This window comes from Nostoc sp. ChiQUE01b (assembly GCF_034531255.1).
Taxonomy (GTDB): Bacteria; Cyanobacteriota; Cyanobacteriia; order Cyanobacteriales; family Nostocaceae; genus Nostoc.
Genome location: NZ_JAVRBM010000037.1, coordinates 43,541 through 68,985 on the forward strand (window position 1 = coordinate 43,541; position 25,445 = coordinate 68,985).

Below are 25,445 nucleotides of genomic sequence, written 5' to 3' on the forward strand. Positions count from 1 at the left end.
CGTTCAAAATTAATGTCAAATTTATTATATTTTGTAATTGGTTTTCTTCTGCTTTTGGTGATTGGAATTGCGGCTTATCTTCTGACTGCCCGCAAGTATCAATCCTCAGCCACAGTCGCCAATTCCTACGATCAATGGACTATTGACGGCATCGTAGAGTTTTATTGGGGGGAACACATTCACCTTGGTCACTACGGTTCGCCACCGCGACGAAAGGATTTTCTGGCTGCTAAATCTGACTTTGTACATGAAATGGTTAAATGGGGTGGTTTAGATAAATTACCCCCTGGTACTACCGTCTTAGATGTTGGCTGTGGTATTGGCGGCAGCAGTCGGATTTTAGCGACCAAAATCCCTCAAGCTTGTTTAGGTAGCGATCGCAGCTAGTTATGAATATTTGGATTTTAACGCCTGCTGAGTGTAGTGATATCTGCGGTTTGAACAACTTCCTACACATCGCAAAATTAATCAACAAACGACACACTTTATAATATGCAAAAAATTCCCGTCACAGTAATTACAGGATTTCTAGGGGCAGGCAAAACGACGTTAATTCGCCATTTACTGCAAAACAATGAGGGACGACGCATTGCTGTTTTGGTGAATGAATTTGGAGAAATCGGAATTGATGGCGAACTTTTGCGTGACTGCCGAGTTTGTGACGATGAAGAAGACGCCAACAGTAATATTGTTGAACTCACCAACGGTTGTCTGTGCTGTACGGTGCAAGAAGAATTCCTCCCAGCAATGCAAGAATTACTGAAGCGACGCGCCAGCCTTGATTGTATGTTGATTGAAACCTCTGGACTAGCACTACCAAAACCATTGGTACAAGCATTTCGCTGGCCGGAAATTCGCACAGGCGCGACAGTGGACAGCGTAATTACTGTGGTGGACTGTGAAGCATTGGCAACTAATCAATATGTAGGCGATTTAGCAGCCCTCTTAGCACAGAGACAAGCCGACTCTAGTCTAGAACACGAAACACCCATTGAGGAACTGTTTGAAGATCAGCTGGCTTGTGCTGACCTAGTATTACTTACCAAGAGCGATCGCGTTGATGAAAAAACGCAAGTTAGGGTGCAAGAATGGCTAAAGCAGAACTTATCCCCTGGTGTAAAAGTCATTCCTTGCCAGGACGGTAAAATCAGTAGCAATTTGTTACTCGGTTTCAACGCTGCGGTAGAAGATAACTTAGATAGTCGTCCCAGTCACCACGACAACGAAGCTGAACACGAACATGATGAAGGGATTAATGCAGTGCAACTACTGCTAGACCAAGCATTTGAGCCGTCTGTCTTAGTCAAACGCTTGCAAACATTGGTGCAACAGCAAGAAATTTATCGAATTAAGGGATTTGTAGCAGTTCCGAACAAAGCCATGCGTCTAGTATTACAGGGTGTTGGTAATCGATTTGACTACTTTTACGATCGGACTTGGCAACCCCACGAACCCCGTCAAACGCGATTAGTATTGATTGGACGAGAGCTTGAGCAGGTTCGCATTGAATCAATTGTGTTGGGGGAGGAAGTCAATGCGACCATCTAATAGTGTTTGGCAAGGAAATTTCGGTTACTGGCAAAACAGCTTTATCCATAACAATATATTGGTAATCGGTTACACAGGATGGAAAGGATTTCAATTATTTGGGCGGGGAGTTGTTATTTGTGATGTAGATACTAAAGTTACTCACCCTACAAATACAAGTCTTGATACAGTTCCCTTCACTCTCCAATTTCTCCCCTGTGATCTGATTAGGTTTTACTTGCGTTCGTTTCAGGATGGCGGATTTATATCACAATCAATCTGTTCATCCATGATTTCATCAATTTTCCCAGCGATCGCAACATACAATCCTCATCAAGATATTCTTCTGGTGCTAAAGGCTGAACCTCAGATTGAGGTTAATTTTTTACACCAACTAAAAATTACTCCACCCGATTGCTACGAACAAGTTTGCAAGCGATGGTCAGAATTTAAACCAAGCCTAATGCCCTAATACTTACTTTATTCCTCAATGCTCAAGCCAAAATCAAGCAAGATTTCCAAAGCAACTCGCTACCAAAACGCAGCGATAGATTATTACATGGGACTTACAAATTCCGACTATCTCCATTACGGGTATTGGGAACCACTACCTACTGTGGGTGAAGAATTAACTCTAACTCGCCTGCGTGTGGCGCAAGCTGCATATACAGCGAAACTTTTGAGTTTTATCCCAGAAGGTATAAAAACTGTGCTAGACGTAGGCTGCGGGATTGGTGGTAATGCGACATATTTATGCTCACGCGGTTTCAGTGTTGAGGGATTAGCACCCGACGCACTCCAGCAAGAGAGATTTATTCAAAATACCAACGGTCAAGTACCTTTTTACTTAACGAGATTTGAAGATTTTCACAAATCATACTCCTATGACTTAATTCTGTTCAGTGAAAGCAGCCAATATATTGCTGCTCTCGATTTAGCTCAAGGTGCGGCTCGTTTACTGGATAGTGGTGGCTATCTGCTGCTTGCAGACATGATGCGTTTCGATGCCGAATACCAAGAAGGTATTTTTTCTAATTGTCATGTCGCCAGCGAACTCCAAGCGGCGTTGTCACAGTCTGGATTCAAGTTAATAAAGACTGAGGACATCTCCACTCAAGTTGCACCAACGATTGACTTGTGTGTTGATAACTTCCGTACTTTTGGGCTGACTACAGTTAAATATATTGCTGATGTTGTGGCGATCGCTGTCCCTCCATTATACTCACTCGGTCGTTGGGCATTTAAGCGCTGGCTAGAAAAGTTAGTTGTCGAGGGATTAGCAGCACGTGCAATTTTTGAGAGCTATTTATGTTATGAAATTCAACTCTGGCAGTTATCAAAAGGAGTTTAATCGAAATGACCCCAGAAATAAACACCCAAGATTGGCAACAAGCTTTTATCGCCACCAATATATTAGCAATTGGTTACAACGCTTGGATCGGTTATTTAGGGGGAGAACGTGGTGTCGTAATTTGCAGTACCAATTCTCCGCATTTAAGTATGGCTGGCGAAACATTTAAAGCGCATTTTATCCCGCGTAAAAATCTTGCAGCTTTCTTAAATGCTTGGTTAGCAGCACCTGATACCGTACTGTTACAAAAACACTTCATGAATGCTCATATTCTCGAAGCTGTAGATAAGTATAATCCCCTAGAAGATGTTGTATTTTTGTTGGAGTACGGTCATCAAGCTGGGTTTTTCTATTTAACTAAATTACCAATCACACCACCCCAATGTTACCAAACTGTATGCAAAGAATGGACAGAATTCCAACCTCAGCACACCCTCTCAATAGGAGCAAAAACAAAATGAGACTCATCCAAAATCAAAAATTAGCTTTCTGCAAATTGAGATGTATAGAGCTTTAATAGCACAATTCAAGACTCAAAAATCCCAGTCTTAAAAACTTCAAAATTACTTATCCCAATAGTGGGTAAAAAGATTTTATCTATTTACCAAATTTTCATGTGTTTGTAATTAATGAATGTTTTGGAGTTAGTGTAAAAAATCATTAATAAAATCTCATTATTCCTGCTGGATATAACACTAGAGGTAGGGATTTTGTTCGTCAAGTTTCTCAGTTGGTATATACATACTTAGACCAACCAAAATTAACTCAGTTACCTCAAGGAATGTAGATTAAAGCAAATGCAAAACTTCTGTTTTATAGCCTCCACAAAAGTACGTTAGGAATGTAATACACCTGACGAAATTAAATCTACAATGTCCCCAAAGTCCCCTTTACTAGCAGTTAGGAGATTTACTTTATGCGTGTTATCTGTAGCACAAGTATAATTCCATATCCAGTAAGTGATATAGAGAATCAAAATTGTTATCGACTGAATTTACATATACACAATAACTATGGTAATGTGACACATAACTGTCGGTTCTGATGGGGAGCAGCCATCAGGCGCAAGGGGGAAAGTTCGGTGTAAATCCGGCGCTGTCCCGCAGCTGTAATGAGACGAATAGAACGTGTCTCTTAGTCAGAATGCCCGCCGACTCACTCTAGACACAAAATATTTATCTGCGAGGCACAGATGATACATTTGATTAATAAATTTCATGGGTATAGATACTGTTTTAACACAGTACCCTTTGCAAGTTTTACTAATTCGCTTCGCTGTTAGTAACAACATTCAATTTTGGGTTGTTCTATAAGAATTTGGGTATCCATAAGGAATACCATAAAATCTTTTTTGCTATCCAAATAGTATCCACCATGATTTAGGTATAGCAATGCATTTCAGCAAGCTAGTTGAAGCCTAAATCTTAAAAACTCATAGCACAAATAAATACTTGCATTTACTGAAAACGAGGAGTTTCATGTCCACTTCCCGTATAGTTACTTATTGTGAATTTTTCTCAAAAATCTTCGTTTTTACCACAATTTATGCAATGGTATCTGGAGAATGCGTAGCAATCGCTAATCAAGTTCCACAAATATCTGAGTTTCCAAAGTATGAAGGTTCTGCAACAGACTTACAACCAGTTGCACAAATAACACCTGAGAAGACTCCAGCATCCACGGAAGAACCAGATATTGAATTAACAGTCATCGACAAGTTATTGAATGAACCCGTTTACTCACCCTTTCGCCGCGAGGGGACAGTGAAAGATTCCACCCGTCCGGTTTACGTAATTACGGGTGAAGAGATGGAAGCGCAGGGTGCTAGAACTGTCAGAGAAGCACTAAAATTTCTGACAGGTATCTTACCTGATGGTACAGTTGGCACAGAAGTGAGCGCCTTAAGTGGTCAATTTATCCGAGGTTCTAACTCTGCACAAGTCTTGATTTTGCTTGATGGTAGACCAATTAACGATTTGGGTTCTGGTGGTTTTGACCTTTCAGAATTTACCACCAATATCGTTGAAAGAGTCGAAGTATTACCAGGTGGTGGTTCTACCCTTTATGGTTCCGATGCAATTGGGGGAGTGATTAATATTATCACTCGTCGTCCTACAGAAAAAGTGACGACACAAGCAGGAGTCACCGTTGGCGCGTATGGACTAAATCAACAGACTATCAGTAATAGTGGGAAAGTCGGCAATATTGGTTGGGTTGTAGGTTACAACCGTACCGAAGCCGAAAATAACTATCCTTTTTCTATCCCAGAAGCGAATTTCAAGGGAACTAGGGAAAATAATGATGTTCTCTACAATAACTTTAATGTCAAGCTGGAGGCGAATTTAGGAAAGCGCGATACTCTAACCCTCTCAACTCTATATTTAGGTAAAGACCAAGGAGTACCAGGAGGAGTCCCCATTCCTGAACCATTATATGGTCAAGGCTATTTTAACTCGTTGACGGATAGCGATCGCAAATACACAGACCAAGTACTCACTGATTTAACCTGGAACTCAAAATTAGGAGGTGGGGATGATTCACTGCTAACAGCCAGAGTTTACGCAGATTTCTTTAACACTCGCTATGATAGTCGCAACTCATCCCAAGCACGATATGATAACGGGCAAACTTCTTATGGATTGCAAACACAACACAGTTGGAAATTTGCTAATAATCAAGCCCTAGTTTATGGCTTTGATTACCGCAATGTATCAGCTACTAACAGTACATTCAACTTTTCTGCTAATACAAAAACAGTCACTTACGACGATAGTATTAGTCAAGGGGCAGTATTTGCTAGATATGAAATTAGCTTTACCCCTAGTTTGACTGCCAACTTAGGTTTACGCCAGGATTTTAGCAGCTTGACAAATGGCTCTTTCACATCACCAAGTATAGGAGTAAAATTTGCACTTACAGATACTACCACTCTCAGAGCTAATTATATCAAAAATTTCCGTGCGCCGAATCTTTTCAGCTTATATGCCAATGGTGGTAGTTACGTTGGGAATCCTAATCTCCGTCCAGAGAAAGGTGATAGTTATGATATTGGAATTGACCAAAAATTAGGCGATTTTGGTTTATTGCGCTTGACCTATTTTAACAACACAATATCAGATTTAATCGCCTATAACTTTGCTGTTCCGGTAGCTACTTATGAAAATATTGGTAAGATTCGTACTACGGGAATCGAAGCAGTTTTAAATTTGCAGTTAGCGAAGAATATCTACGCCTTTGTTAATTATACAGCAAATGATCCCCGGATTTTGAAAAGTACAAATTCTGTTGAAGTTGATAAAGAATTACGATTCGCAGGTGCAGATAGTTTAAATGCAGGACTTTCTTATGAAACTTCTCAAGGTTTATATGCTGGAATACTGATGCATTCTTTGGGTGCATATCCCATAAACAATACTAATACAGAATCTTTGTCTGGTTATACTACTTTTGATTTCAAAATGCGGGTTTCTCTCAGTGATAACTTAATATTAACAGGCAGTCTAGATAATATCTTTAACCAGAGATACCAATTATTTCCTGGTTATCCTGATGGGGGGAGAGTTTTTCAAGTTGGGTTGAGTTCTACGTTTTGAAGTCAAGAGTTTTTTTACGCAGAGAGGAGTTTTGAATGACTGAATTTAATTGTTGGGTAACTCCAGTAAATAAGGTTGTGATTGAGGCTTTATCTACTGAGGGGTCTATTGAATATGAACATTTTGATTCTAGTACCGATGTTTTGTCGTCGCTACTTTACACTCTATTTCAGCAAAATTGGCAGCAGGTAGGGGTAGGGCATATTGTTCAAGGAGGTGTATTAGAATTAGAATTTAATGCTCCACCTAAAATTTGTATCCTCTATGATGGATATCTCACAGTAGTTACAGAAGGCTGGCATTTGCACCTATGTATTGAGGCGAATTTAGGTGGCCCCCATTGTAAGACTCCTTTAGAATTAAGGCAGCAACGTCAAGTAAATCGTGCTGCATTTTATCGACGGTTTAATGCAGAAGGTATCCCTAGAAGTTGGGGAATAGATTTTTGGAATGGTGCAGATGAAAACCTCATGACTATTTTCTTGCCAAATCCGTATGTAGAAGGTGAGAATTTATTACCAGAAGGTAAGCCGAATTTATCAAAGTTAGCTTTTTATGAGGAACTACGAGATATTTATGTATTGGGAAACCAGCCTATACCGTTTACTAAAAACCCCCTCAAACATTCTTATATCTCAGTCTGCACTTCTACTCGCTGTCTTCCTTCACGCAAATGGCAACCCACATTTGATGCTTTAAAATCAGCAGTTGAAAATGCAGGTTTAGACATAGAAGTGAGAACATCTGGCTGTTTGGAAGTTTGCCAACAAGGGCCAGTTGTATTTTATTCTGATGATAGAACTTGGTACACTCGTGTTCAACCAAATGTAGCTGAAATTATTGTCAATGAACATTTGGTAAAAGGTAATAAAGTTATTGAATATTGCTATCCACCAGAGTCTGTTTAAATTATAACTGCGGTTAAAAATCTTTGTCTGTACTATTTTAATCTAAAACCGCAGAACGCAAATTTTGCCAATATTCTGGTGTTACTTCCTGAGTATCCGAGTTAATACCTTCAAGTAAAAGCATTTCTAACTTCGCTTGCGCCTTACGTTTTTTGTCTTGCTGCACCAAGTCTAGAAAATACTCGCCGATGCTGTTGTAAGTACCTGTCATCAATTGTGCCTCGACATAAACGTGCATCTCATCAGGTATATCAATATTGATATTCATTAGCTTTTAAGCATAACTATATCTATTATTTTAGGGGGCAAGAAGCCTTCATTAAAACTACAAATCAACATTTGTTGAAAAGTAATAAAGTTATCGAACACTACTACCCACCGATAGACAAAAATTAGATAATATGAATTTTGTCAAATTGCCTCATTCTAAAATTATTTTTTTGTGCCAGTTTTTTCTTATTGCAACTTTGGTAATTGCTTGCCATAGTACAGTAATTGATACCTCTACAAATACCAATAATAACGGCTGTATTCAAAAATATGACCCCAATACTGATTATTTTCCTAATAAAATTAAGATTACTCATGCAACTGGTTTAACACTAGAGTATTATAAACACTACAAAATCGTCACTATAAAAAATCCTTGGCAGAATGCCAACACAAAGTTTCAATATGTTTTAGTTAAATGTGGAACTCCTACACCAAAAGGATTTAATCAAGCACAATTAATCACAGTTCCCATTAATTCTATAGTTTCTCTATCTACTACTCATTTACCCCACCTAGCGAAATTAGGTGTAGTTGATAAACTGATTGGTATTAGTAATAGCAAACAAGTCAATACTCCTGATGTAGTCGAGAGAATCAAAGCCGGAAAGTTAGCACAAGTAGGTGATAATTCAAATGTGGATATAGAGAAAGTACTAGAATTAAATCCTGACTTGGTAACAACTTTTGGTACTGGAAATTCCCAAACTGATAGTTATACTAAACTCACAGAGGCGGGTTTGAAAGTGGGGATAAATTCTGAATATATGGAAGACACGCCATTGGGAAGAAGCGAATGGTTAAAATTTACTGCTCTGTTTTTTAATAAAGACGAGCAAGCAGAAAAAATATTTAGTGAAATTGCCAATAAATATGAGCAAATAGCTCAAAAAGCTAAATCTGTAAAAAATCGTCCAACTGTATTTGTTGGGTTCAATTTTAAAGGTACTTGGTATATGCCTGGAGGCAAAAGTTATGTAGCTAAATATCTTGCTGACGCAGGAGCAAACTATCTCTGGAGTAATGATAAATCCTCTGGTAGTTTACCTTTATCTTTTGAAGTTGTTTTGGAACGTGCAGCCAATGCTGACTACTGGTTGAATTTTAGTCAATCTTGGAATAAATTAAAGTATTTAGTTGCAGAAGATAATCACTATGCTGATTTTAAGGCTGTGAAAACAGGCAATCTTTACAATAATAATGCCCGTCTCAATAAAAGTGGAAGTAATGATTACTGGGAAAGCGGAATTAGTAACCCAGGTATGGTTTTATCTGACTTGATTAAAATACTACATCCAGAAATATTACCTAACCATAAACTATTTTATTACCACAAACTTAATTAATAATGTTAAGCAAAAAATATAAATTTAAAATTGCCCTAATAACCCAAAAAGCTCAGGTTTTCAAAACCATTCTTTTCTTAATTATACTTATAAGTTTAATCTTGGCTTTTTTATTAGACTTGGCTTTAGGTTCAGTTGATATTCCTCTTAATGAAGTAATAAAAATTTTGCTCGGACAAGAACCAGAGAAAGTGACATGGACTCATATTATTCTCAAATTTCGCTTACCTAAAGCTTTAACTGCAACTTTAGCAGGTGCGGCTTTAGGTGTGAGTGGGTTACAAATGCAAACCCTATTTAAAAATCCCTTAGCGGGGCCTTTTGTATTGGGAATTAGCTCTGGTGCAAGTTTAGGTGTAGCGTTAGTTGTGCTGACAGCAAGTACTACAACACCAACACTATTAGCAGATTTGGGAATAATTAGTGATTTTGGTTTAGTCATAGCAGCAAGTCTCGGCGCAGCATCAGTTTTAGGGATGATGTTAGTTGTTTCTCGCCGAGTGCAAGATACGATGACGTTACTAATTTTAGGTTTATTGTTTGGTTATGCTACTAGTGCAATTGTTAGTATTTTGTTGCAGTTTAGCTCAAAAGAACGCATTCAAAGTTATATTATGTGGACTTTTGGTAGCTTTGCTGGGGTGACTTGGAAACAGTTAGTTGTTTTAATTCCTGTAATACTTTTGAGTTTATTCTTAGCAGTGCTACAATCAAAATCTTTGAATGCACTTTTACTTGGTGAATCTTATGCACGTAGTTTAGGTTTAACTGTGCAGAAAACCAGATTTTCAATTATTACCAGTGCATCTATATTAGCTGGAGCAATTACCGCTTTTTGTGGCCCCATCGCATTTTTAGGTGTAGCAATTCCCCATCTGTGTCGTAGTCTGTTCAATACTTCCGACCATCGAATATTAATCCCTAGTGTAACAATAATGGGTGCAATCCTAGCATTGTTGGCAGATTTGTTTTCCCAACTTGCGGTAAGTCAAATGGTTTTACCTTTAAATGCTGTTACTGCTTTAATTGGAACTCCTGTTGTGACTTGGGTAATTCTGCGGCGTAATTCCCAAAAATCTTTTCCGTCATGAATGATGCGATTTTAACAACTCACAATCTGACTATTGGTTACAAGACATCCCGAAAAATTGTACGGCGTGTAGCATCGGATATTTCTGTATCTCTCTTAGCTGGGGAACTGGTTTGCTTACTCGGCCCCAATGGTGCGGGTAAATCTACATTACTGCGATCGCTCGCCGGAATGCAACCCCCAATCGATGGTGAAGTGCGACTCTTGGGAGAAAATATTTACAAGTTAGCACCACAAGAATTAGCCAAACGTCTGAGTTTGGTACTTACCGAGAAAGTTGATGTAGGAATGCTATCAGCCTACACCTTGGTAACTCTGGGACGATATCCTTACACTGACTGGTGGGGAAATTTGACACTCCAAGATGAAGCAATAGTCAATTGGGCAATAAAATCTGTAGGAGCAGTACACTTAGGACAACGCCAAGTTAGCGAATTAAGTGATGGTGAACGGCAAAAAATCATGATTGCGCGTGCTTTGGCTCAGTCGCCTATTGTTATGTTACTTGATGAGCCAACAGCATTTCTCGATTTACCGCGACGGGTGGAAATTATGCAGTTGTTGCGCCAGTTACTGCGGGAAACCAATCAAGCAATTCTCCTTTCCACCCACGATTTAGATTTAGCTTTGCGCCTCGCGGATAAAGTTTGGCTATTATCAACTAATGGTATTTTACACGTTGGCGCACCAGAAGATTTAGTGTTGAGTGGTGCATTTGCTGATACTTTTGAGAGTGAAGGTGTAGAGTTTGATGTTGCTTCTGGGGAATTTCATCTCCATACATCCCACAAAGGAGAAATTAATTTGATAGGTGAGGATATTGCAACTGTATGGACTATTCGTGCTTTAAAACGTGCAGGGTTCAAAGTTAATCAAATTCAAAATAACTTACCAATCTCAGTAGAAGTAATATCAAACTCTAAACAAGTTTTGTGGAAAATCACAAACAGCCAGACTGTATATACTTATCATTCATTGTATGAAATGATTAAATTTTTGAATTATTTATAGAAGCATTGCATCCAAAATAAATAGCAAGAGTAGTAAATGCAAAAATTAGTTGATCTTCTAGTGGCAATCTTCGCAGTCGATTAGTATATGCTATAGGAATCATATTTGATTTCTGAAATTATCTATGTAGCTGGGGAGTAGGGAGTAGGGAATAGGGCTGAAGGCTTTTCGAGTTGTACGGAGTTTTTTCAAAAATCAAATCATAGTCCTATATATCACCATTACTAATTTTGAGCAGCGACTTTTTCCCCTTTTGACCAAAGTTAGTCATTTTACTTCGATTAAAAGATTTAACCACGTAAGATGATATTAACAATTAGATAGCTTGCTGGTTTAAGGGAATTACAATTACAAATTCTGTCCCCTGGCCAGGAGCAGAAATACATTGTAATTTTCCCCGATGTTTTTGAGTGATAATCTGGTAACTAATAGATAAACCTAATCCAGTACCTTTACCAATTAGTTTAGTAGTAAAGAATGGTTCAAATAAACGTTTTTGTAAATCTTCTGGAATACCCAAACCATTGTCGTCAATGCGAATAACTACTTGCTTTTGGTTAGTGAGTTGAGTGTGAATGCGAATTTGTCTTTTGTCGGTTGCAAATGACAAATGACTAATGACTAATGACTCTTCTAAAGCATCGATCGCATTTGCTAAAAGGTCTACAACTAAAATACCATCCTGGGCGACAGTAAATAGGTGTTCGGCAGCAGCTCTTGCTTCTGCGATCGCCACCACTTGAGGTAAACTTGTCCAACAAGCGATCGCTACTCCTACAAATGCCACACTCATTAGTAGCACCACAAATATATTCTCACCGCCCGCAGTTGCCACATTATTAAGTTTGACACCAAATAACCAGCCAACTCCCACGGCGCTGCACAGCAAAAAAAATCAGGATGCTCACCTGAAGATGGTTCAGTTGTGAAGTACACATGACAATGTGCCGATTCATTGAGGAGCCGTGTAATGGGAAACTATTAAGCACGGTTTTGAAGACCAACGGGGTTGGTGACAACCTCGTTGAGTTTACTAGTGTCAATTAGATCTACTATCAAAATATTCTCAAGCTCACTCTGGAACATGGTGAATCGTGAATTACCGAAAGGTGATTTGTGCAATACTGGTTTTGAACCTTCTTCCAGAGTCAAATAAAGTACAGAGAAATGCAAAAGTATGGTTAAACACCCATTTCATGACCAACTAAGTTTAGAGGAACAAACTGAAAAACTCGGAAAGCAAGCAGTAAGCTTGGGTTTGATTCCCAGCTTAGTGGTACATTACTTTCCTGATACTTGGATATTTTATATACCCAATGAAAGTCAATCGGAACCGCTGACACCAGAAGAGGCATACTTTCGTTTAAAGCAACTGGTTAAACAGTAGATATTTTGACGACAGATTTTTGAAGACAACGGCTAGACACTGCAATTGTTAAGTAACAGTAGTTATGGCGAAACCAGCAATTTTAACCGTCGATGACGATCCAGAAGTGTTGCAAGCGGTGTCACGAGACTTGCGTCATCAGTATGGCGATCGCTTCCGCATTGTCCGAGCAGATTCAGGTATCACGGCTCTGGATGTGGTGCAGCAACTTAAATTGCGGAATGAAGCAATTGCTTTATTTCTAGTGGATCAACGTATGCCCCAAATGGGAGGCGTAGAGTTCCTTGAACAGGCAAAAGACATCTTTCCCGATGCGAAACGTGCCTTGTTGACGGCTTATGCAGATACGGATGCTGCGATTAAATCGATTAATAGTGCCAAACTTGATTATTACTTACTCAAGCCTTGGAATCCACCAGAAGAGAGACTATATCCGGTTTTAAATGATTTGCTAGATGACTGGCTAGCGGGATTCCGCCCACGCTTTGAAGGCATTCGAGTCATTGGTAATCGCTGGTCGCCTTTTTCACATCAGGTGAAAGACTTCTTAGCACGTAACCAGATTCCATACAAGTGGCTAGATATTGAACTGGAGCCGGATGCCGCAAAATTAGTGGAATACTCACAAGCTGATGGCAGACAGCAATTGCCATTGGTGCTGTTTCCCAATGGTTCCCAGTTAATTCAACCATCTAATTTAGAGATTGCCGCCAAAATTGGACTGCAAACTCAGGCAGAGCGCCCCTTCTATGACTTGGCGATCGTGGGTGCTGGCCCTGCCGGACTGGCAGCCGCCGTCTATGGTGCTTCTGAGGGATTGAGTACTGTCTTAATTGAGCGTGAAGCGCCAGGAGGACAAGCCGGTACGAGTTCACGGATTGAGAACTATTTGGGGTTTCCTGTTGGCTTGAGTGGCAGTGATTTGGCAAGGCGGGGAGTCACCCAGGCGCGGCGATTTGGGGTAGAAATTCTCACTCCTCAAGTCGTAACTGGGGTTCGACTAGAAGATCCTTATCGGATTCTGCAATTGGCAGATGGTAGCGAGATTAGTTGCCATGCACTTTTAGTTGCCACCGGCGTTTCCTACCGTTGGCTAAAGGTTCCAGGAGCAGAGAAGCTCACAGGAGCAGGAATTTATTACGGTGCTGCCATGACTGAGGCGATCGCCTGCACCAACGAAGAGGTTTACTTGGTAGGCGGGGCAAACTCTGCTGGACAAGCAGCAATGCACTTTTGTAAGTATGCCAGCAAAGTGATTATGTTGGTGCGGGGAGAGTCACTAGCATCAAGTATGTCCCAATACTTGATTGACCAAATTGCCGCTACACAAAATATCCAAGTTTGTACAGGTTGCAGCGTCGTGGAAGTCAAAGGAGAAGAATATTTAGAAGCAATTGTGATTGCCCATGCCAACACTGGACAAACCGAAACCGTGTCGGCGCGATCGCTGTTTATTTTCATTGGTGCTAGCCCCAAAACTGATTGGCTCGATGGCGTTATTCAACGCGATGCTCAGGGGTTTATCATCACAGGGCCGGACTTAGTGCATAATGGCAAATCTCCTCGTGGTTGGCCTTTGGAACGCTCTCCTTTCTTATTAGAAACCAACATTCCCGGAATCTTCGCAGCCGGAGATGTCCGCTATGGCTCAATTAAGCGGGTGGCATCCGGTGTGGGAGAAGGTTCGATCGCCATTCAATTTGTTCACCGCTACCTAAGTAATGTTTAGCTAAAGCAGCGAATACTAAGCTGTGTAAAATCTGCAAACTCTCTCCCCTGCCCCCTGCCTCCTGCCTCCTGCCTCCTTCATTGACTTGCGTTGATGCCAATTACCCCGATGATGATTAAGGCGATCGACACAAGTTTGATTAATGTGGCAGATTCCTGAAACCAAATAATACCAATAAGGGCAATAACAATAGTCCCCAATCCAGCCCAGACAGAATAGGCGACACTCACTTCAAGTCTCTTGAGGGCAAAGGTCAAAAAAGTAAAACAAAGTCCATAGAAGACAAATATTAATACTGAAGGAACTATTTTAGTAAATCCCTGTGATAATTTCATGCAAGTTGTGCCTGAAACCTCAAAAAGGATTGCTAATATAAGGTAAATCCAACTTGTTGACATATTTTTTGTAAGTGGTTTGTTAAGAGCAACCTGTCCTAAAAATAGACTTCTTGCATAAATCAAAAAAAGAACCCCACCCCGCCTTTGACTTACGTCAAATTTTCCCCTCCCCGCAGGCTTTTAGGGGTTAGGGGACTTTTGCAAGAGACCCCATGAACAAAGTCCACAACGAAGTAATAAAAATATCTCTTTCCCAGTCCCCATTACCCCTTATCCCCAGAGGGGGCCCCACCATCCCCAGTCCCCAGTCCCTATTTTTAAGGCAGGTCTATTGATTGCGATACAAGTGTTCCACATTTAAAACCAAACCTACAGTAGTATAATTGAGGCTGATTCCGGGGCTTTATGGCGATGAAATTGCTCAAGCATTGGGGCAACATCTGCTGTAGTATGATTGTGTTTTTGTCCTACTAATGGTATAAGAGATGACGGCTCAATTTGAATATAGCACTCTTGCCCATCCACAGGATATTCAGCAGCTTGGAACTATTTTTGAGCAGTGTTTTATCAGCGCACTTGTTGGCGAAAAAGCTTATATCAACCTAATTGGCGTAGAAAATTTCCGCATTATTCGTGAATCAGAACAATTAGTTGGTGGATTAGCAACTCTAGATATGGGGCAGTGGTGGGGTGGTGTGCGTGTACCAATGACAGGAATCGCCGCAGTGGGCATTGCTCCAGAATATCGCGGTGCGGGAGCTGCGATCGCTCTCATGCAGCAGACGCTCAAGGAACTTTATGCTAGAGGTATACCGCTCTCTGCTCTTTATCCAGCTGTGCAAAGCTTGTATCGAAAAGTCGGGTATGAGCAGGGGGGTAGCTGGTGTAATTGGGAAGTTCCGACTAAAAGTATCCAAATGCGGGGCCAACCCCTACCTTTACAACCAATAGTGAGTATCAATCATCAAGTATTTCATCAACTATATCAGCAGCAGGCAAGACTAACGCATGGATTTTTAGACCGACATCCCGCAATCTGGGAGCGCTTAATTCAACCAGATGAGAAGGAAACATTTTACGCATATTCTATCGGTACAAAAGAGAAACCCGAAGGCTACATCCTCTTCAGTCAACATTCAAAAGAGGATGGCCCAATCTTACGGGTAAAGGATTGGGTAATTCTCACAGCTGCGGCTGCACAAACATTTTGGTCTTTTCTTGCCAGTCATCGCTCCCAAATTGACCAGGTGCGATGGAGGAGTTCTGTGAGTGATTCGTTGACATTGCTGCTACCAGAGCAAACTGCCAAGCTTAGGCATACGATGCGTTGGATGTTTCGGGTAGTGGATGTAGTCAAAGCGCTGGAGATGCGGGGTTATCCATCGGGAATTGAAACTGAATTGCACTTAGATATTCAAGATAATTTGCTTTCTGCAAACAATGGTAAATTCATTCTTTCTGTTGCCGATGGACGTGGTGAAGTTACAAAAGGTGGAAAGGGTGAGTTGCAGTTAGATATCCGAGAACTAGCACCAATATATACAAGTTTGTTTTCTCCCTACCATTTGCAAATAGCCGGAAAACTGCATGGGACAGAAACCGCTATTTCAGCAGCTACGCAAATATTTGCAGGTAGTTCTCCTTGGATGGCTGATTTCTTTTAACGTGAGATGTCAACCAACCTCTAACTTTTCTTGTGGGGTGGACATCTTGTCATTCGTGACAAGTTAAGGCGAAACTAGTTTTGTCAATAGTAGTTACGCGATAAATAAGCCACTTGAGAGAGTATCAAATTAAGTCTTGTACTGAGTTTTCAGAGTAAGGATGAACGATGCTTTTAAATATGACACGCTCGCTGGCTTAGAAATAGTGTTTTCTACCCTGATTTTCGGCAAAATTTTCAGCACTATTACTTATTGACAAATGCTTGATGACTTTAAGTTGTCACCAATGACATCTTGTCCGCCCTTATTTATGGACGTGCGAGACGCCATTGGTATCAACTTAAGCTGAAATGACTGTATGAGTTTTGCCCTCACCCCCAGCCCCTCTCCCAAAATTGGGAGAGGGGAGCAAATTCTCCAGTTCCCCTTCTCCCAAGATGCGAGAAGGGGTTAGGGGATGAGGGCAACACCTCTGTCCACACACCCATAAACAAGTAGTAGTAATTTATTTATCGGTAATCCCTAAGTTGGAAACATAATTAATCCTTCGCTCGTCCTTCGGCTAGATTAACAATTTCTGTTGTTGTCAACTTACATCACAAATAAAACTGTCAGCGATTTACTTTTAATAAGTAATGATGATTTATCGTGCTTATCTAATCCCAAATATCATCTGGTAAAAATAACTCAACGGGATTTATGACTTTTTCTCCGGAAGTTCAGCACAGTCATCAGAAAACAATCTAAGTAAACCTGATTAGTCGATCCTTACTTGCACACCCACCATCACAAAATGAAATTACATCTACTGGCGATTGGTTTAAGCAGTTTGGTTCTAGTTGCAGGACAAGCTAAAGCCTCACAATTACAGTCTTGGTACTATGATTCTAGCCAAAATCAATTAGACCTAACTACCACTTCGGGAATAGAACCAAAAGCCTTTTTATTAGATAATCCTAGCCGATTAGTGATTGACTTACCTGGAACTAATTTTAATTCCGATACTGTTAAACAAAGTTTTGGTAAAGCGGTAAAAGAAATTCGCCTCGGTAAACCAGACTCTCAAACCACTCGTTTTGTCGTCGAGTTAGCTCCTGGTTATGATGTTACTTCCCAAAATATATCAATTAAAGGAGATTCCCGTTCTCATTGGATTTTCAAATTCAATTCATTTAACCGCCAAACTAATCCCATTGTGGGAGAAAACAGAGAAGATATTGCCATCAAATCCACAGATGCATCGACATTTGCAGGAGTTGTGAATCTTGGTCAAGAGATGGTTGGTATCACTTCTCAGATTCGCAGTTTGTTAGCAAGTTATAAAACATTAAATCCGGGAATATTTTTCTTAGATTTAGATACAGGAAACTATATAGATATTAATGGTGAAAAAAGATTTGCTGCTGCCAGTACAATCAAATTTCCCTTATTAGTGGCTCTTTTCCAAGAAATAGACGCAGGTAGAATTAAACTCACCGATAAATTAGTGATGCGGCGCGATTTAAAGGTTGGCGAATCTGGAATTATGCAATACAAATCCGTTGGAACTAAATTTAGCGTCCTAGAAACTGCTACCTTGATGATGACAATCAGCGATAATACCGCCACAAATCTGATTCTCGATCGCTTGGGTGGTGCAGCAAAAGTTAGCCAACGTTTTCGTAGCTGGGGATTGCAAAATACAGCACTTCGGAATCTACTTCCAGACATCGGTGGCACAAATACAACTAGTTCCAAAGATTTGGTCAGATTAGCGGCGTTAGTTTCTAATAATCGTTTGTTATCCTCAACTAGCCGCAATCAAGTTTTAGGCATTATGCGCCATGTCAAAACCAATAGTTTATTACCAGCTGGTATTGGTCAAGGAGCTACCATCGCCCACAAAACTGGTACATTGAGATTTATCATCGGTGATGCGGGTATTATTCAAATGCCCAACGGGAAAAGCTATTTAGCAGGTGTTTTGGTGCAAAGACCAAACTACGATCCTAAAGCTGGAGATTTTGTCCGTGAAGTTTCCAGAAGAGTCTATAATTACCTAGACAATACCAAAGTTAGCAATATACAACCGATACTTGGCGATGCCTCCGGCGGGCTACGCCTACGCACTCGTTAATAAATATAGGGGCGTATAGCTAGCTGTACGCCCCTACATATCTATCGGTATCAGGTATTTCGTGAAATGTTATTTCAAGAAACTTCGTATAGCACTACCGCCATACCTACCAACAGCAGGAATTTCCAGGAAGCTATCTGTAGCTTTGCCCGTACCATCGTTGGTAACGAATTTCTCATTACCTGGATGTCCATTGGGCACGAAAAGTTGCGGATGATCAAAAGGCGCTTTCTCATACCTAACTCGGTCATCAGTCAGTCCCTTTAAAAAGGCAACCAATTGCTGTTTTTCTTCTGGTGATAGCTTCAGAGGGGGAAGAACTCCAAAGTCACCACCTCGATTGTAAAAATCAACCACTTGCTCTAAAGTCGCTTGACCTCCATTGTGGAAGTAGGGGGCAGTGAGTTCAACATTGCGAAGTCCAGGCGTTTTGAAAGCTCCGTTTGCAGTTACAGTTTCAGTAGAATTCAACGGTGGATTGAGGACAGGGGGGTTTTCGCCAAGGAGAAGCTGAAATTTCCCTAACTGAGCCAATCGTGCCTCTGAAAGCGGATTATTCTGCACAGGGTCAGTACCACCCAAACCGGGGTCGTCCGTTACAGGTCTAACGCCGATATTGAAGAAGCCATTGTCTTCAGCAGGTCTTGCACCGAATGGCGCACGTTTGATTCGTCCGTCTTTAGCCACGCTGCTCACTGAAGCAGCTGTTAATTCCGATCCAACGTGGCAACCAATACACAGAGCCTTGCCCTGGAACAGTTGTTGACCTAGTTGCTGCTGCTTAGTTAGGGCTGTGGTGTTTCCTTCTAAGAAGCGATCAAAGGGCGTATCGTTGGCAATGAGTGTAGACTCGTACAACTGAATTGCCAGCCCAAAGAACAGCGAGAAGTTATACTCCAACAGCGTGTACTCTTTAGTTTTGGAAGAGTTATCAGCGCTGTTGACAAAAGTCCTTTTACCTTCAGCATCAACTTGAATGAGTTGATTAGACTTCCACCACTCCGGCTTAAAGGCATCTTTAATCAGCTGGTCGTAGGTTTTATCCTTCAGTCCGGGCAGAGGATATCTACTGTTTGCACCTAAAACGCTGTCTTGTGGATGCACAATCTGTTTGCCTAGCGGTCTGAGGCGAGATAACTTTTGCCCCAAGACTCGAGGCAGCTTTGTACCCCTAATTGACAGAGCATTTTGCAGCAGTGTGCTGAAAGATTTACTGTTGCCAATTCGCGGCAAATTACCAGCGGGATTGGATACCGATTCCCGGGGAACCAGAGTATCAGTAATACTATCTATATCATCCAGATTATCCAGATTATCCAGATTATTTGGATTATCTAGATTATCTAGATTATCCAGATTATCTAGCGCCAGATCGAAAAGAGATTTTTTGTTGTCAATTCGCCCGAACTTATCACCAATTTCTTGAAAAGTGCGACCATCAGCCGACAACTCGAAGGAACTCAGTGGCGGCCCGAGCGCCTGAGAAGCCAAAGACGAATTATTCAGTCTGATTTTGACAAATTGGAGCTGATTTGGACTTTCTGCTTTTACCACAGAGGCGTTAGGATCTCTTAAACCGAACGGATTCACCCCATTAAAGATGTTCTGTGCCCTTCCATCCCAAAAGTTGCGGAAGTTGAATGCTGAATCAATCACGGTTGGGGTGTTACGCGGCTGCACGCGGCGCACATTTGTACCTCCCACGTTAAACACCGGATCTGGCTCCGCTTTTACTTGGTCTTCGGCGCTACCAGGTACGACATTAACAAACTTAGTATTGGAGACACCCTGAGAGGAACTGACATCATTTCGGTCAGATACAACGGTACTAGGATTATTCGGGTCTGACAGCTTGTGGAAGGGAAAATCTCCCGGTTTAAGTTGGTAGTTTGGCGCACCACCTATATTAAAAACTGTATCTGGATTCACTTTACCATCAGCGTTAATCCGTAAAAGCCCAGGAGAAATCTGATTTTTGGATCTATTGTCAGCTCCAGCATGGAAGTGACAACTAGCACAGGAGGTCTGTCCGTCGCTCCCAACCTGCATATCCCAAAAAAGAGTCTTTCCTAATTTGATTGCAGCTGTTTTGTCTTTTATGAAGTTCCCAAGATTGTCAGGTTCTGGAACCGATACGCTCTTGAGCGAAATTAGGGATGGGGCTGTAACTCCTGCTGATACGGTATTTCCGGCTATTACTGCTACCACAATAATGACAGCAATTGTTATAGTTCTTGAAAATCTCGATCTCAAGTAGTTAGGCTTGCCATATCTGAATTTCCACTCTTGCCGCTTTATTTTTGTCACTAAAGATTTGAGCAAAAATCGACCTCTTGAGGTCAGCAATAAGCAACTTGATAATACAGTGATAAAGATTACTAAGCTGATTATGGGTATAATCCCCATAGTTGTTTTCTAAAGTAACACCGAGATAAAGTATACATTTACGAGGAAGTTTGAAATTTAATATTCATGTAAAATGAACACGCAAATTACAAATTTTATGTGAACAAAAAATACCCTCTTAGGGCTATTAATCATAAATTGAGTTTGGTCAGCTGATTATTTTATATTGAATTTGGATTAACTAAGCTACTAATATCTATATTTCAACAAGAGTTTGATAAAATTAGTTAGATATATCTAAAACTTATTATTAGTCCTACTTTGTGTAGGATATTTAAATGTTACTACATCAAAGTTCTGGTCGGTGGCGCTTAGGGCTAGCATTATCGCTATTGACAGTGTTCTTATGGGGAATTTTACCTATTGCTCTTGCAGTAACTCTACAAGTACTTGATGTCTATACCGTTATTTGGTTTCGCTTTTTAGTATCATTTGTATTGCTTGCTGTGTATTTAGGGATACGCGGCAAATTACCAAAATTAGAACAACTGCGCTCTGCTTCTGGAAAATTATTAGCGATCGCCACAATATTCTTAGGAATTAATTACTTTTCGTTTACCCAAGGTTTAGCATTAACATCGCCTGCTAACGCTGAAGTTCTCATTCAATTATCTACCCTTTTATTAGGTTTAGGAGGGTTAGTAATTTTTAAAGAACGTTATCAGCTGTCTCAATGGATTGGTGTTAGTGTAATGATTTGTGGTTATCTTTTATTTTTTCACGAACAACTAACAAATTTAATTACAGTACATGGCACATATATACTAGGTAGTGTTTTAATTGCGCTAGGATCAACAGCTTGGGCTATTTATGCTTTGGCGCAAAAGCAGTTATTACAATCTTTATCTTCCACCAGCATCATGTTGGTCATTTATGGAGGCTGTGCTTTATTATTCACTCCTCTAGCTAAATTTAAATCACTTTGTATACTTGATACTTTCCATTTAGGAATGTTGATTTTTTGTGCCTTGAATACCTTTATCGCTTACGGTGCTTTTTCTGAATCATTACAACATTGGGAAGCATCACGAGTAAGTGCAGTATTAGCCTTAGCTCCCATTGTGACATTAATATCAGTCGCAGTTGTATCAGTTATTGCACCTGATTGGACACCACCAGAACACTTCACCCTCATAGCAATATTCGGAGCAGGTTTAGTAGTTGTAGGTTCAGTAGCGATCGCCTTGGGAAAAGCTGATTAATTGCCATGTTTTTTAGAACTTTTACTGGATTTTTCAGCTAGTGAATTTGTGCAATATTCAAAGCTACAACATAAATACTGAGGCAGACTATTTTTTATTTGTTATGATTTAATAGTGAAGGCAAACTACTGAAGTCACCCGGATACTTTACCCATCTCCATGACTTTGTAGTATTTGATTGTTGACTTTCTAGCCGAAATATCCTTGCAAAAGAATTCAAAAATCAAAATTCAGGAGTCAGAATAAATTACTAGGGCATTGGGAATCACTACTTTTTGTGACTACATAATCTAAGATTTAGTAGAGATTGTAAACCCATTTATAGCCATTATTTTCAGCCAGCTACATTCGCAAGTTATACATAATTCATCGTGAATTATAACTACTGACTCCTAAATTCTGTTTTGATAAAATTGAGGCTAGTAATATTAAGTAAACCAAGCAGGGCGCCCGAATAACTACCAAAGCCAACACCCGATAAAACCAGACCACCGAAACAGTTGAGCGATGAATAGTTTGTTTGGTAATTGGGCCAGCACCCTCAGAAAAAATTCTTTATTGCTGGTTCTTTCAATGGTGCTGCCAACATTTGGAATTAGTAATTCTGTCTTGGCAGCAGAGCGGATTTATGCATCTTATTCAGCTTTGGAGCTTTCCATTTCAGTTACAACTTTAGAGAACTACGCCAAAACAGGTGTAATTAACGAAGACTTAGCAGCCTATCAGCGATATCTGCCTTTAGAACAGCTTCAAGAATTGCGGCGGATTTTGCTTAATCGTGTGAAAGTTAGTCCAGTAGTAGTTTCGCAACTTCTCTACACACCGCAAGGAGAATTTTTACTGCATCGATTGGCGCAAGTGATTAAAACCAGTCAACCAGAACCAGGATTTGGTACTTTGCGTTCGGCGCTAATTTTAGCCTCTGGTGAATCGGGAGGCTTGACACTTTTAAATGTGTTGCGTAAATATCCCACCAGCAGCATTCGCCTTGATGTCGCCGAGACTTTTGAAATAGCTACAGAATTGGAGAAACTTGTTAACCAAACTCATCAGGCGATCGCAGCCGTTTCCCAAAAGTCTAAAATAGAAGCTGATAGTATTTCCCAACCAAATTTTTCGCAATTGCCCGATTTAAAGATTCCAGGAAAGTTTAAGTCGCGAAAATACACCCTGAAGTTTTTCGACTCAACCCGCAATCGGCTTTTATTTACTGATGTTTACATTCCCAATGTTCAGAATGCTGCACCGATAATTGTAATTTCTCATGGCTTGGGTTTAGACAGCAGTAACTTTCAATATTTAGCCACTCATCTAGCTTCTTACGGATTTGCTGTCGTTGTTCCCAATCACCCTGGTAGTGATGCAAAACAATTGCGTTCTCTGTTAAATAGACGCGCCATTGAAGTAGCAGAACCAAGTGAATTTCAAGACCGACCTTTGGATATAACATATATACTGAATCAATTGCAAAAAGGTAATCAATCTGATTCACGATTTAAAGGTCGATTAAATCTGCAACAAGTCGGAGTATTTGGTCAATCTTTGGGAGGCTACACAGCGTTGGCCTTAGCAGGCGCTAAAATTAACTTTGAGCAGCTAAAACAAGACTGTCAACCAGCAGCACTGCAAAATACCTGGAATATGTCTTTACTGCTCCAGTGTCGCGCTTTAGAATTGAGCATCAGCAAGTCTGGCAAAGATTATAACCTGCGGGATGAGAGAGTGAAAGCTGCGATCGCAGTTAATCCCATTACGAGTTCGATTTTCGGCAAAGCTGGCTTAAGTCAAATTAAAACTCCAGTGATGATTGTCAGCAGTAGTGATGATACAGTTGCACCAGCTTTATCCGAGCAAATTTTACCTTTTTCCTGGTTAGCAAATTCCCAAAAGTATCTCGTCATGCTTGTTGGTGGCACTCACTTTTCCACTATTGGCAATGCAAACCCTACAAATCAACAAGTAGCATTACCTGCTGATATGATTGGTGATGCTTCTCAAGCACATCGTTACATGAATGTTTTAAGTTTACCTTTTTTCCAAACCTATATTGCAGGAAGATCACAATACATCCCTTACCTTAACGCTGGCTACGCTCAAAGTATTTCTAGTAAGTCTCTTGGTTTGAGTCTCGTCAAGTCATTGAATACAACCGAATTGGCACAATTGCTTGATATAAAAGGAGCCAAACCCGCAAAAAAAAAGTCCCCAACACCATAGTCAGCTTCGGATTTTGGATGTTGGATATTGGTGTTGCATTGCTGCATGTGATGATTTTTATTTGACTATAGCAAAGTGCTGAGTGCTGAGTGCTGAGTGCTGAGTAGAAACTCAGTATTATCAAAGGTTTCAGCAACCAACATAGTCCTAACCTATGCTTCGACTGCTATATAAACAATTAGTTTGTTTATTCTCCGGCGAGTTGCTGTGCAATATCCATGTTTGCTGCAAGTACACGCACGATTTCAACAGGGTTTTCACCTCGGTATATCAGGAAATATCGGGGCTGCACCAACCAGAAACGAACGGGAAGCGGAGTCAAGTCGTAACGGTACTTTCCTATTCTGGGGTTATCTGTCAGTAATTCACAAGCGGAAAGAAGCTTGTCCAGCATCTGTTCAGCAGTATCCAAATTATCTTGCGCGATATAGGCATAAATTCCCGCTAGGTCGTTCTCTGCTTGCGGCGAGAGAATATAAAGTTTTGGGTTCGTCACAACGATTTTTTGTTCAATTGTCGCGCTTTGTTGCGGATGCGCTCTCGCGCACCTTCTTGGGGAAGACCTTGTGCATTATCAAGCTCCGAAAGACCCATAGCAATTTGCTCATTGAGCCACAATTTATACTCCTCGGAATGGTCGTTAAAGCGTTTTAAAAGACGCAACCCCTCCCGAATCACCTCGCTTTGAGAATGGTACAAGCCAGACTCAACCTGTAGTTGGACGAAGGCTTCCAACTCAGGAGTAAGGGAAATATTCATGTATCTATTTCCTTATAACAATAATAGATATTATAATAACAGTTTTTGTTATTAATAGGCAGTGAAAATTTTCGCAAAGAACAGAAGCAAAGGGCTAGTCCTATTACTGTAAAAACCATAATAGCTACAGATGATATACGATCGCATTCATACTTCTCGACATATACTTATAATTGAGCAAATCTGTCTTTTACTAGTGGTTTACCTAGTTAATTAATAAATATTGTTAACAGCTTAATAACTACTTTATAACTTCATAGTAGAATATTTTGCCAATATTTTGAAAAGCATAAAGGAACTTTATGGCTCTTGTGACAGATTTTGTCGGTGGCTTTAGAGATAACACACAGTATGTGACTGGAGATGTTAATCGAGATGGTTATGGTGATTTAATTGAAGTTTGGCAAGATGGAGGAGTATTCAAGTCCACAAGTTGGATTAATAATGGTCAAGGTTTATTTAATAACGCAGTAGTCACAGATTTTGTCGGTGGCTTTAGAGATAACACACAGTATGTGACTGGAGATGTTA

21 protein-coding genes, 2 pseudogenes and 1 riboswitch are annotated in these 25,445 nt (G+C 40.4%); of the genes and pseudogenes, 17 read left to right on the top strand and 6 right to left on the bottom strand.

Annotated features, from left to right (window positions below; translation table 11 throughout):
* Nucleotides 1–12: 12 nt before the first annotated feature.
* The 7 genes and pseudogenes from RMY63_RS22870 to RMY63_RS22900 form a co-directional block, all read left to right on the top strand.
* Nucleotides 13–345, top strand: a pseudogene (locus RMY63_RS22870) (SAM-dependent methyltransferase); the annotation flags it as partial.
* A gap of 147 nt (nt 346–492) precedes the next feature.
* On the top strand, nt 493–1,548 hold the full coding sequence (gene cobW / locus RMY63_RS22875; RefSeq protein ID WP_322730908.1) for a cobalamin biosynthesis protein CobW: 1,056 nt from the start codon (nt 493–495) through the stop codon (nt 1,546–1,548).
* Complete coding sequence (locus RMY63_RS22880; RefSeq protein ID WP_322730909.1) at nt 1,535–1,999, top strand: hypothetical protein; 465 nt, start codon at nt 1,535–1,537, stop codon at nt 1,997–1,999. The genes cobW and RMY63_RS22880 overlap by 14 nt, the downstream gene beginning before the upstream one ends.
* A gap of 18 nt (nt 2,000–2,017) precedes the next feature.
* On the top strand, nt 2,018–2,878 hold the full coding sequence (locus RMY63_RS22885) for a methyltransferase domain-containing protein (protein ID WP_322730910.1): 861 nt from the start codon (nt 2,018–2,020) through the stop codon (nt 2,876–2,878).
* Nucleotides 2,879–2,883: 5 nt separating this feature from the next.
* Nucleotides 2,884–3,339 carry a hypothetical protein gene (locus RMY63_RS22890; RefSeq protein ID WP_322730911.1) on the top strand — a complete coding sequence of 152 codons (456 nt, stop codon included), beginning with the start codon at nt 2,884–2,886 and terminating at the stop codon, nt 3,337–3,339.
* Between the two features lie 558 nt (nt 3,340–3,897).
* A riboswitch (cobalamin riboswitch) is annotated at nt 3,898–4,048 on the top strand.
* Between the two features lie 380 nt (nt 4,049–4,428).
* Entirely contained in the window at nt 4,429–6,471 is a 2,043-nt protein-coding gene (locus RMY63_RS22895; RefSeq protein ID WP_322730941.1) for a TonB-dependent receptor, read from the top strand.
* A 35-nt stretch (nt 6,472–6,506) separates the two neighbouring features.
* Nucleotides 6,507–7,379, top strand: coding sequence for a (2Fe-2S) ferredoxin domain-containing protein (locus RMY63_RS22900; RefSeq protein ID WP_322730912.1), 873 nt, complete (start codon nt 6,507–6,509; stop codon nt 7,377–7,379).
* Between the two features lie 37 nt (nt 7,380–7,416).
* Here the strand turns inward: RMY63_RS22900 and RMY63_RS22905 are convergent, their stop codons facing one another.
* Nucleotides 7,417–7,647 carry a type II toxin-antitoxin system ParD family antitoxin gene (locus RMY63_RS22905; RefSeq protein ID WP_322730913.1) on the bottom strand — a complete coding sequence of 77 codons (231 nt, stop codon included), beginning with the start codon at nt 7,645–7,647 and terminating at the stop codon, nt 7,417–7,419.
* A gap of 133 nt (nt 7,648–7,780) precedes the next feature.
* Between RMY63_RS22905 and RMY63_RS22910 the strand changes: the two genes are divergently transcribed.
* Genes RMY63_RS22910 through RMY63_RS22920 form a run of 3 tightly spaced genes read left to right on the top strand, consistent with a single transcriptional unit; the run spans nt 7,781 to nt 11,096 of the window.
* On the top strand, nt 7,781–8,995 hold the full coding sequence (locus RMY63_RS22910) for an ABC transporter substrate-binding protein (RefSeq protein WP_322730914.1): 1,215 nt from the start codon (nt 7,781–7,783) through the stop codon (nt 8,993–8,995).
* Nucleotides 8,996–8,997: 2 nt separating this feature from the next.
* Nucleotides 8,998–10,086 carry an iron ABC transporter permease gene (locus RMY63_RS22915; protein WP_322730915.1) on the top strand — a complete coding sequence of 363 codons (1,089 nt, stop codon included), beginning with the start codon at nt 8,998–9,000 and terminating at the stop codon, nt 10,084–10,086.
* Nucleotides 10,083–11,096, top strand: a complete 1,014-nt coding sequence (locus tag RMY63_RS22920; RefSeq protein ID WP_322730916.1) for an ABC transporter ATP-binding protein — start codon at nt 10,083–10,085, stop codon at nt 11,094–11,096. Before RMY63_RS22915 ends, RMY63_RS22920 begins: the two co-directional genes overlap by 4 nt.
* A gap of 316 nt (nt 11,097–11,412) precedes the next feature.
* On the opposite strand, the pseudogene RMY63_RS22925 reads toward RMY63_RS22920, so the two are convergent.
* Nucleotides 11,413–11,763: pseudogene (locus RMY63_RS22925) on the bottom strand (sensor histidine kinase); the annotation flags it as partial.
* 510 nt (nt 11,764–12,273) lie between these two features.
* On the opposite strand from RMY63_RS22925, the gene RMY63_RS22930 reads away from it, so the two are divergent.
* The gene (locus RMY63_RS22930; RefSeq protein ID WP_322730917.1) at nt 12,274–12,483 is read left to right on the top strand and encodes a hypothetical protein; all 210 of its coding nucleotides are present in this window, start codon (nt 12,274–12,276) and stop codon (nt 12,481–12,483) included.
* Between the two features lie 64 nt (nt 12,484–12,547).
* Nucleotides 12,548–14,212, top strand: coding sequence for an FAD-dependent oxidoreductase (locus tag RMY63_RS22935; RefSeq protein ID WP_322730918.1), 1,665 nt, complete (start codon nt 12,548–12,550; stop codon nt 14,210–14,212).
* A 77-nt stretch (nt 14,213–14,289) separates the two neighbouring features.
* Here the strand turns inward: RMY63_RS22935 and RMY63_RS22940 are convergent, their stop codons facing one another.
* Nucleotides 14,290–14,610 (bottom strand): multidrug efflux SMR transporter, encoded by a 321-nt coding sequence (locus tag RMY63_RS22940; RefSeq protein ID WP_322730919.1) that lies wholly within the window; start codon nt 14,608–14,610, stop codon nt 14,290–14,292.
* Nucleotides 14,611–15,035: 425 nt separating this feature from the next.
* On the opposite strand from RMY63_RS22940, the gene eis reads away from it, so the two are divergent.
* Nucleotides 15,036–16,214 (top strand): GNAT family N-acetyltransferase, encoded by a 1,179-nt coding sequence (gene eis, locus RMY63_RS22945; protein ID WP_322730920.1) that lies wholly within the window; start codon nt 15,036–15,038, stop codon nt 16,212–16,214.
* Nucleotides 16,215–17,007: 793 nt separating this feature from the next.
* Nucleotides 17,008–18,330 (top strand): serine hydrolase, encoded by a 1,323-nt coding sequence (locus tag RMY63_RS22950; RefSeq protein WP_322730921.1) that lies wholly within the window; start codon nt 17,008–17,010, stop codon nt 18,328–18,330.
* Between the two features lie 69 nt (nt 18,331–18,399).
* Here RMY63_RS22950 and RMY63_RS22955 read toward each other — a convergent pair whose 3' ends face one another.
* Nucleotides 18,400–20,736 carry a cytochrome-c peroxidase gene (locus RMY63_RS22955; RefSeq protein ID WP_322730922.1) on the bottom strand — a complete coding sequence of 779 codons (2,337 nt, stop codon included), beginning with the start codon at nt 20,734–20,736 and terminating at the stop codon, nt 18,400–18,402.
* A gap of 278 nt (nt 20,737–21,014) precedes the next feature.
* On the opposite strand from RMY63_RS22955, the gene RMY63_RS22960 reads away from it, so the two are divergent.
* Both RMY63_RS22960 and RMY63_RS22965 read left to right on the top strand, forming a co-directional pair.
* Nucleotides 21,015–21,938, top strand: coding sequence for a DMT family transporter (locus RMY63_RS22960; protein WP_322730923.1), 924 nt, complete (start codon nt 21,015–21,017; stop codon nt 21,936–21,938).
* Nucleotides 21,939–22,445: 507 nt separating this feature from the next.
* Entirely contained in the window at nt 22,446–24,155 is a 1,710-nt protein-coding gene (locus tag RMY63_RS22965) for an alpha/beta hydrolase (protein ID WP_322730924.1), read from the top strand.
* Nucleotides 24,156–24,342: 187 nt separating this feature from the next.
* Here the strand turns inward: RMY63_RS22965 and RMY63_RS22970 are convergent, their stop codons facing one another.
* On the bottom strand, nt 24,343–24,651 hold the full coding sequence (locus tag RMY63_RS22970; protein WP_322730925.1) for a type II toxin-antitoxin system RelE/ParE family toxin: 309 nt from the start codon (nt 24,649–24,651) through the stop codon (nt 24,343–24,345).
* A complete protein-coding gene (locus tag RMY63_RS22975) occupies nt 24,648–24,914 on the bottom strand; it encodes a type II toxin-antitoxin system ParD family antitoxin (RefSeq protein WP_322730926.1) in 267 nt (88 codons plus the stop codon). Before RMY63_RS22975 ends, RMY63_RS22970 begins: the two co-directional genes overlap by 4 nt.
* Nucleotides 24,915–25,216: 302 nt before the next feature.
* Between RMY63_RS22975 and RMY63_RS22980 the strand changes: the two genes are divergently transcribed.
* Nucleotides 25,217–25,445: hypothetical protein (locus RMY63_RS22980; RefSeq protein ID WP_322730927.1), on the top strand; the 229-nt coding region annotated here is incomplete at its 3' end.

Coding starts and splice junctions, on each gene's coding strand:
- cobW (WP_322730908.1), top strand. CDS start 493: ATGCAAAAAATTCCCGTCACAGTAATTACAGGATTTCTAGGGGCAGGC.
- RMY63_RS22880 (WP_322730909.1), top strand. CDS start 1,535: ATGCGACCATCTAATAGTGTTTGGCAAGGAAATTTCGGTTACTGGCAA.
- RMY63_RS22885 (WP_322730910.1), top strand. CDS start 2,018: ATGCTCAAGCCAAAATCAAGCAAGATTTCCAAAGCAACTCGCTACCAA.
- RMY63_RS22890 (WP_322730911.1), top strand. CDS start 2,884: ATGACCCCAGAAATAAACACCCAAGATTGGCAACAAGCTTTTATCGCC.
- RMY63_RS22895 (WP_322730941.1), top strand. CDS start 4,429: ATGGTATCTGGAGAATGCGTAGCAATCGCTAATCAAGTTCCACAAATA.
- RMY63_RS22900 (WP_322730912.1), top strand. CDS start 6,507: ATGACTGAATTTAATTGTTGGGTAACTCCAGTAAATAAGGTTGTGATT.
- RMY63_RS22905 (WP_322730913.1), bottom strand. CDS start 7,647: ATGAATATCAATATTGATATACCTGATGAGATGCACGTTTATGTCGAG.
- RMY63_RS22910 (WP_322730914.1), top strand. CDS start 7,781: ATGAATTTTGTCAAATTGCCTCATTCTAAAATTATTTTTTTGTGCCAG.
- RMY63_RS22915 (WP_322730915.1), top strand. CDS start 8,998: ATGTTAAGCAAAAAATATAAATTTAAAATTGCCCTAATAACCCAAAAA.
- RMY63_RS22920 (WP_322730916.1), top strand. CDS start 10,083: ATGAATGATGCGATTTTAACAACTCACAATCTGACTATTGGTTACAAG.
- RMY63_RS22930 (WP_322730917.1), top strand. CDS start 12,274: ATGGTTAAACACCCATTTCATGACCAACTAAGTTTAGAGGAACAAACT.
- RMY63_RS22935 (WP_322730918.1), top strand. CDS start 12,548: ATGGCGAAACCAGCAATTTTAACCGTCGATGACGATCCAGAAGTGTTG.
- RMY63_RS22940 (WP_322730919.1), bottom strand. CDS start 14,610: ATGTCAACAAGTTGGATTTACCTTATATTAGCAATCCTTTTTGAGGTT.
- eis (WP_322730920.1), top strand. CDS start 15,036: ATGACGGCTCAATTTGAATATAGCACTCTTGCCCATCCACAGGATATT.
- RMY63_RS22950 (WP_322730921.1), top strand. CDS start 17,008: ATGAAATTACATCTACTGGCGATTGGTTTAAGCAGTTTGGTTCTAGTT.
- RMY63_RS22955 (WP_322730922.1), bottom strand. CDS start 20,736: ATGGGGATTATACCCATAATCAGCTTAGTAATCTTTATCACTGTATTA.
- RMY63_RS22960 (WP_322730923.1), top strand. CDS start 21,015: ATGTTACTACATCAAAGTTCTGGTCGGTGGCGCTTAGGGCTAGCATTA.
- RMY63_RS22965 (WP_322730924.1), top strand. CDS start 22,446: ATGAATAGTTTGTTTGGTAATTGGGCCAGCACCCTCAGAAAAAATTCT.
- RMY63_RS22975 (WP_322730926.1), bottom strand. CDS start 24,914: ATGAATATTTCCCTTACTCCTGAGTTGGAAGCCTTCGTCCAACTACAG.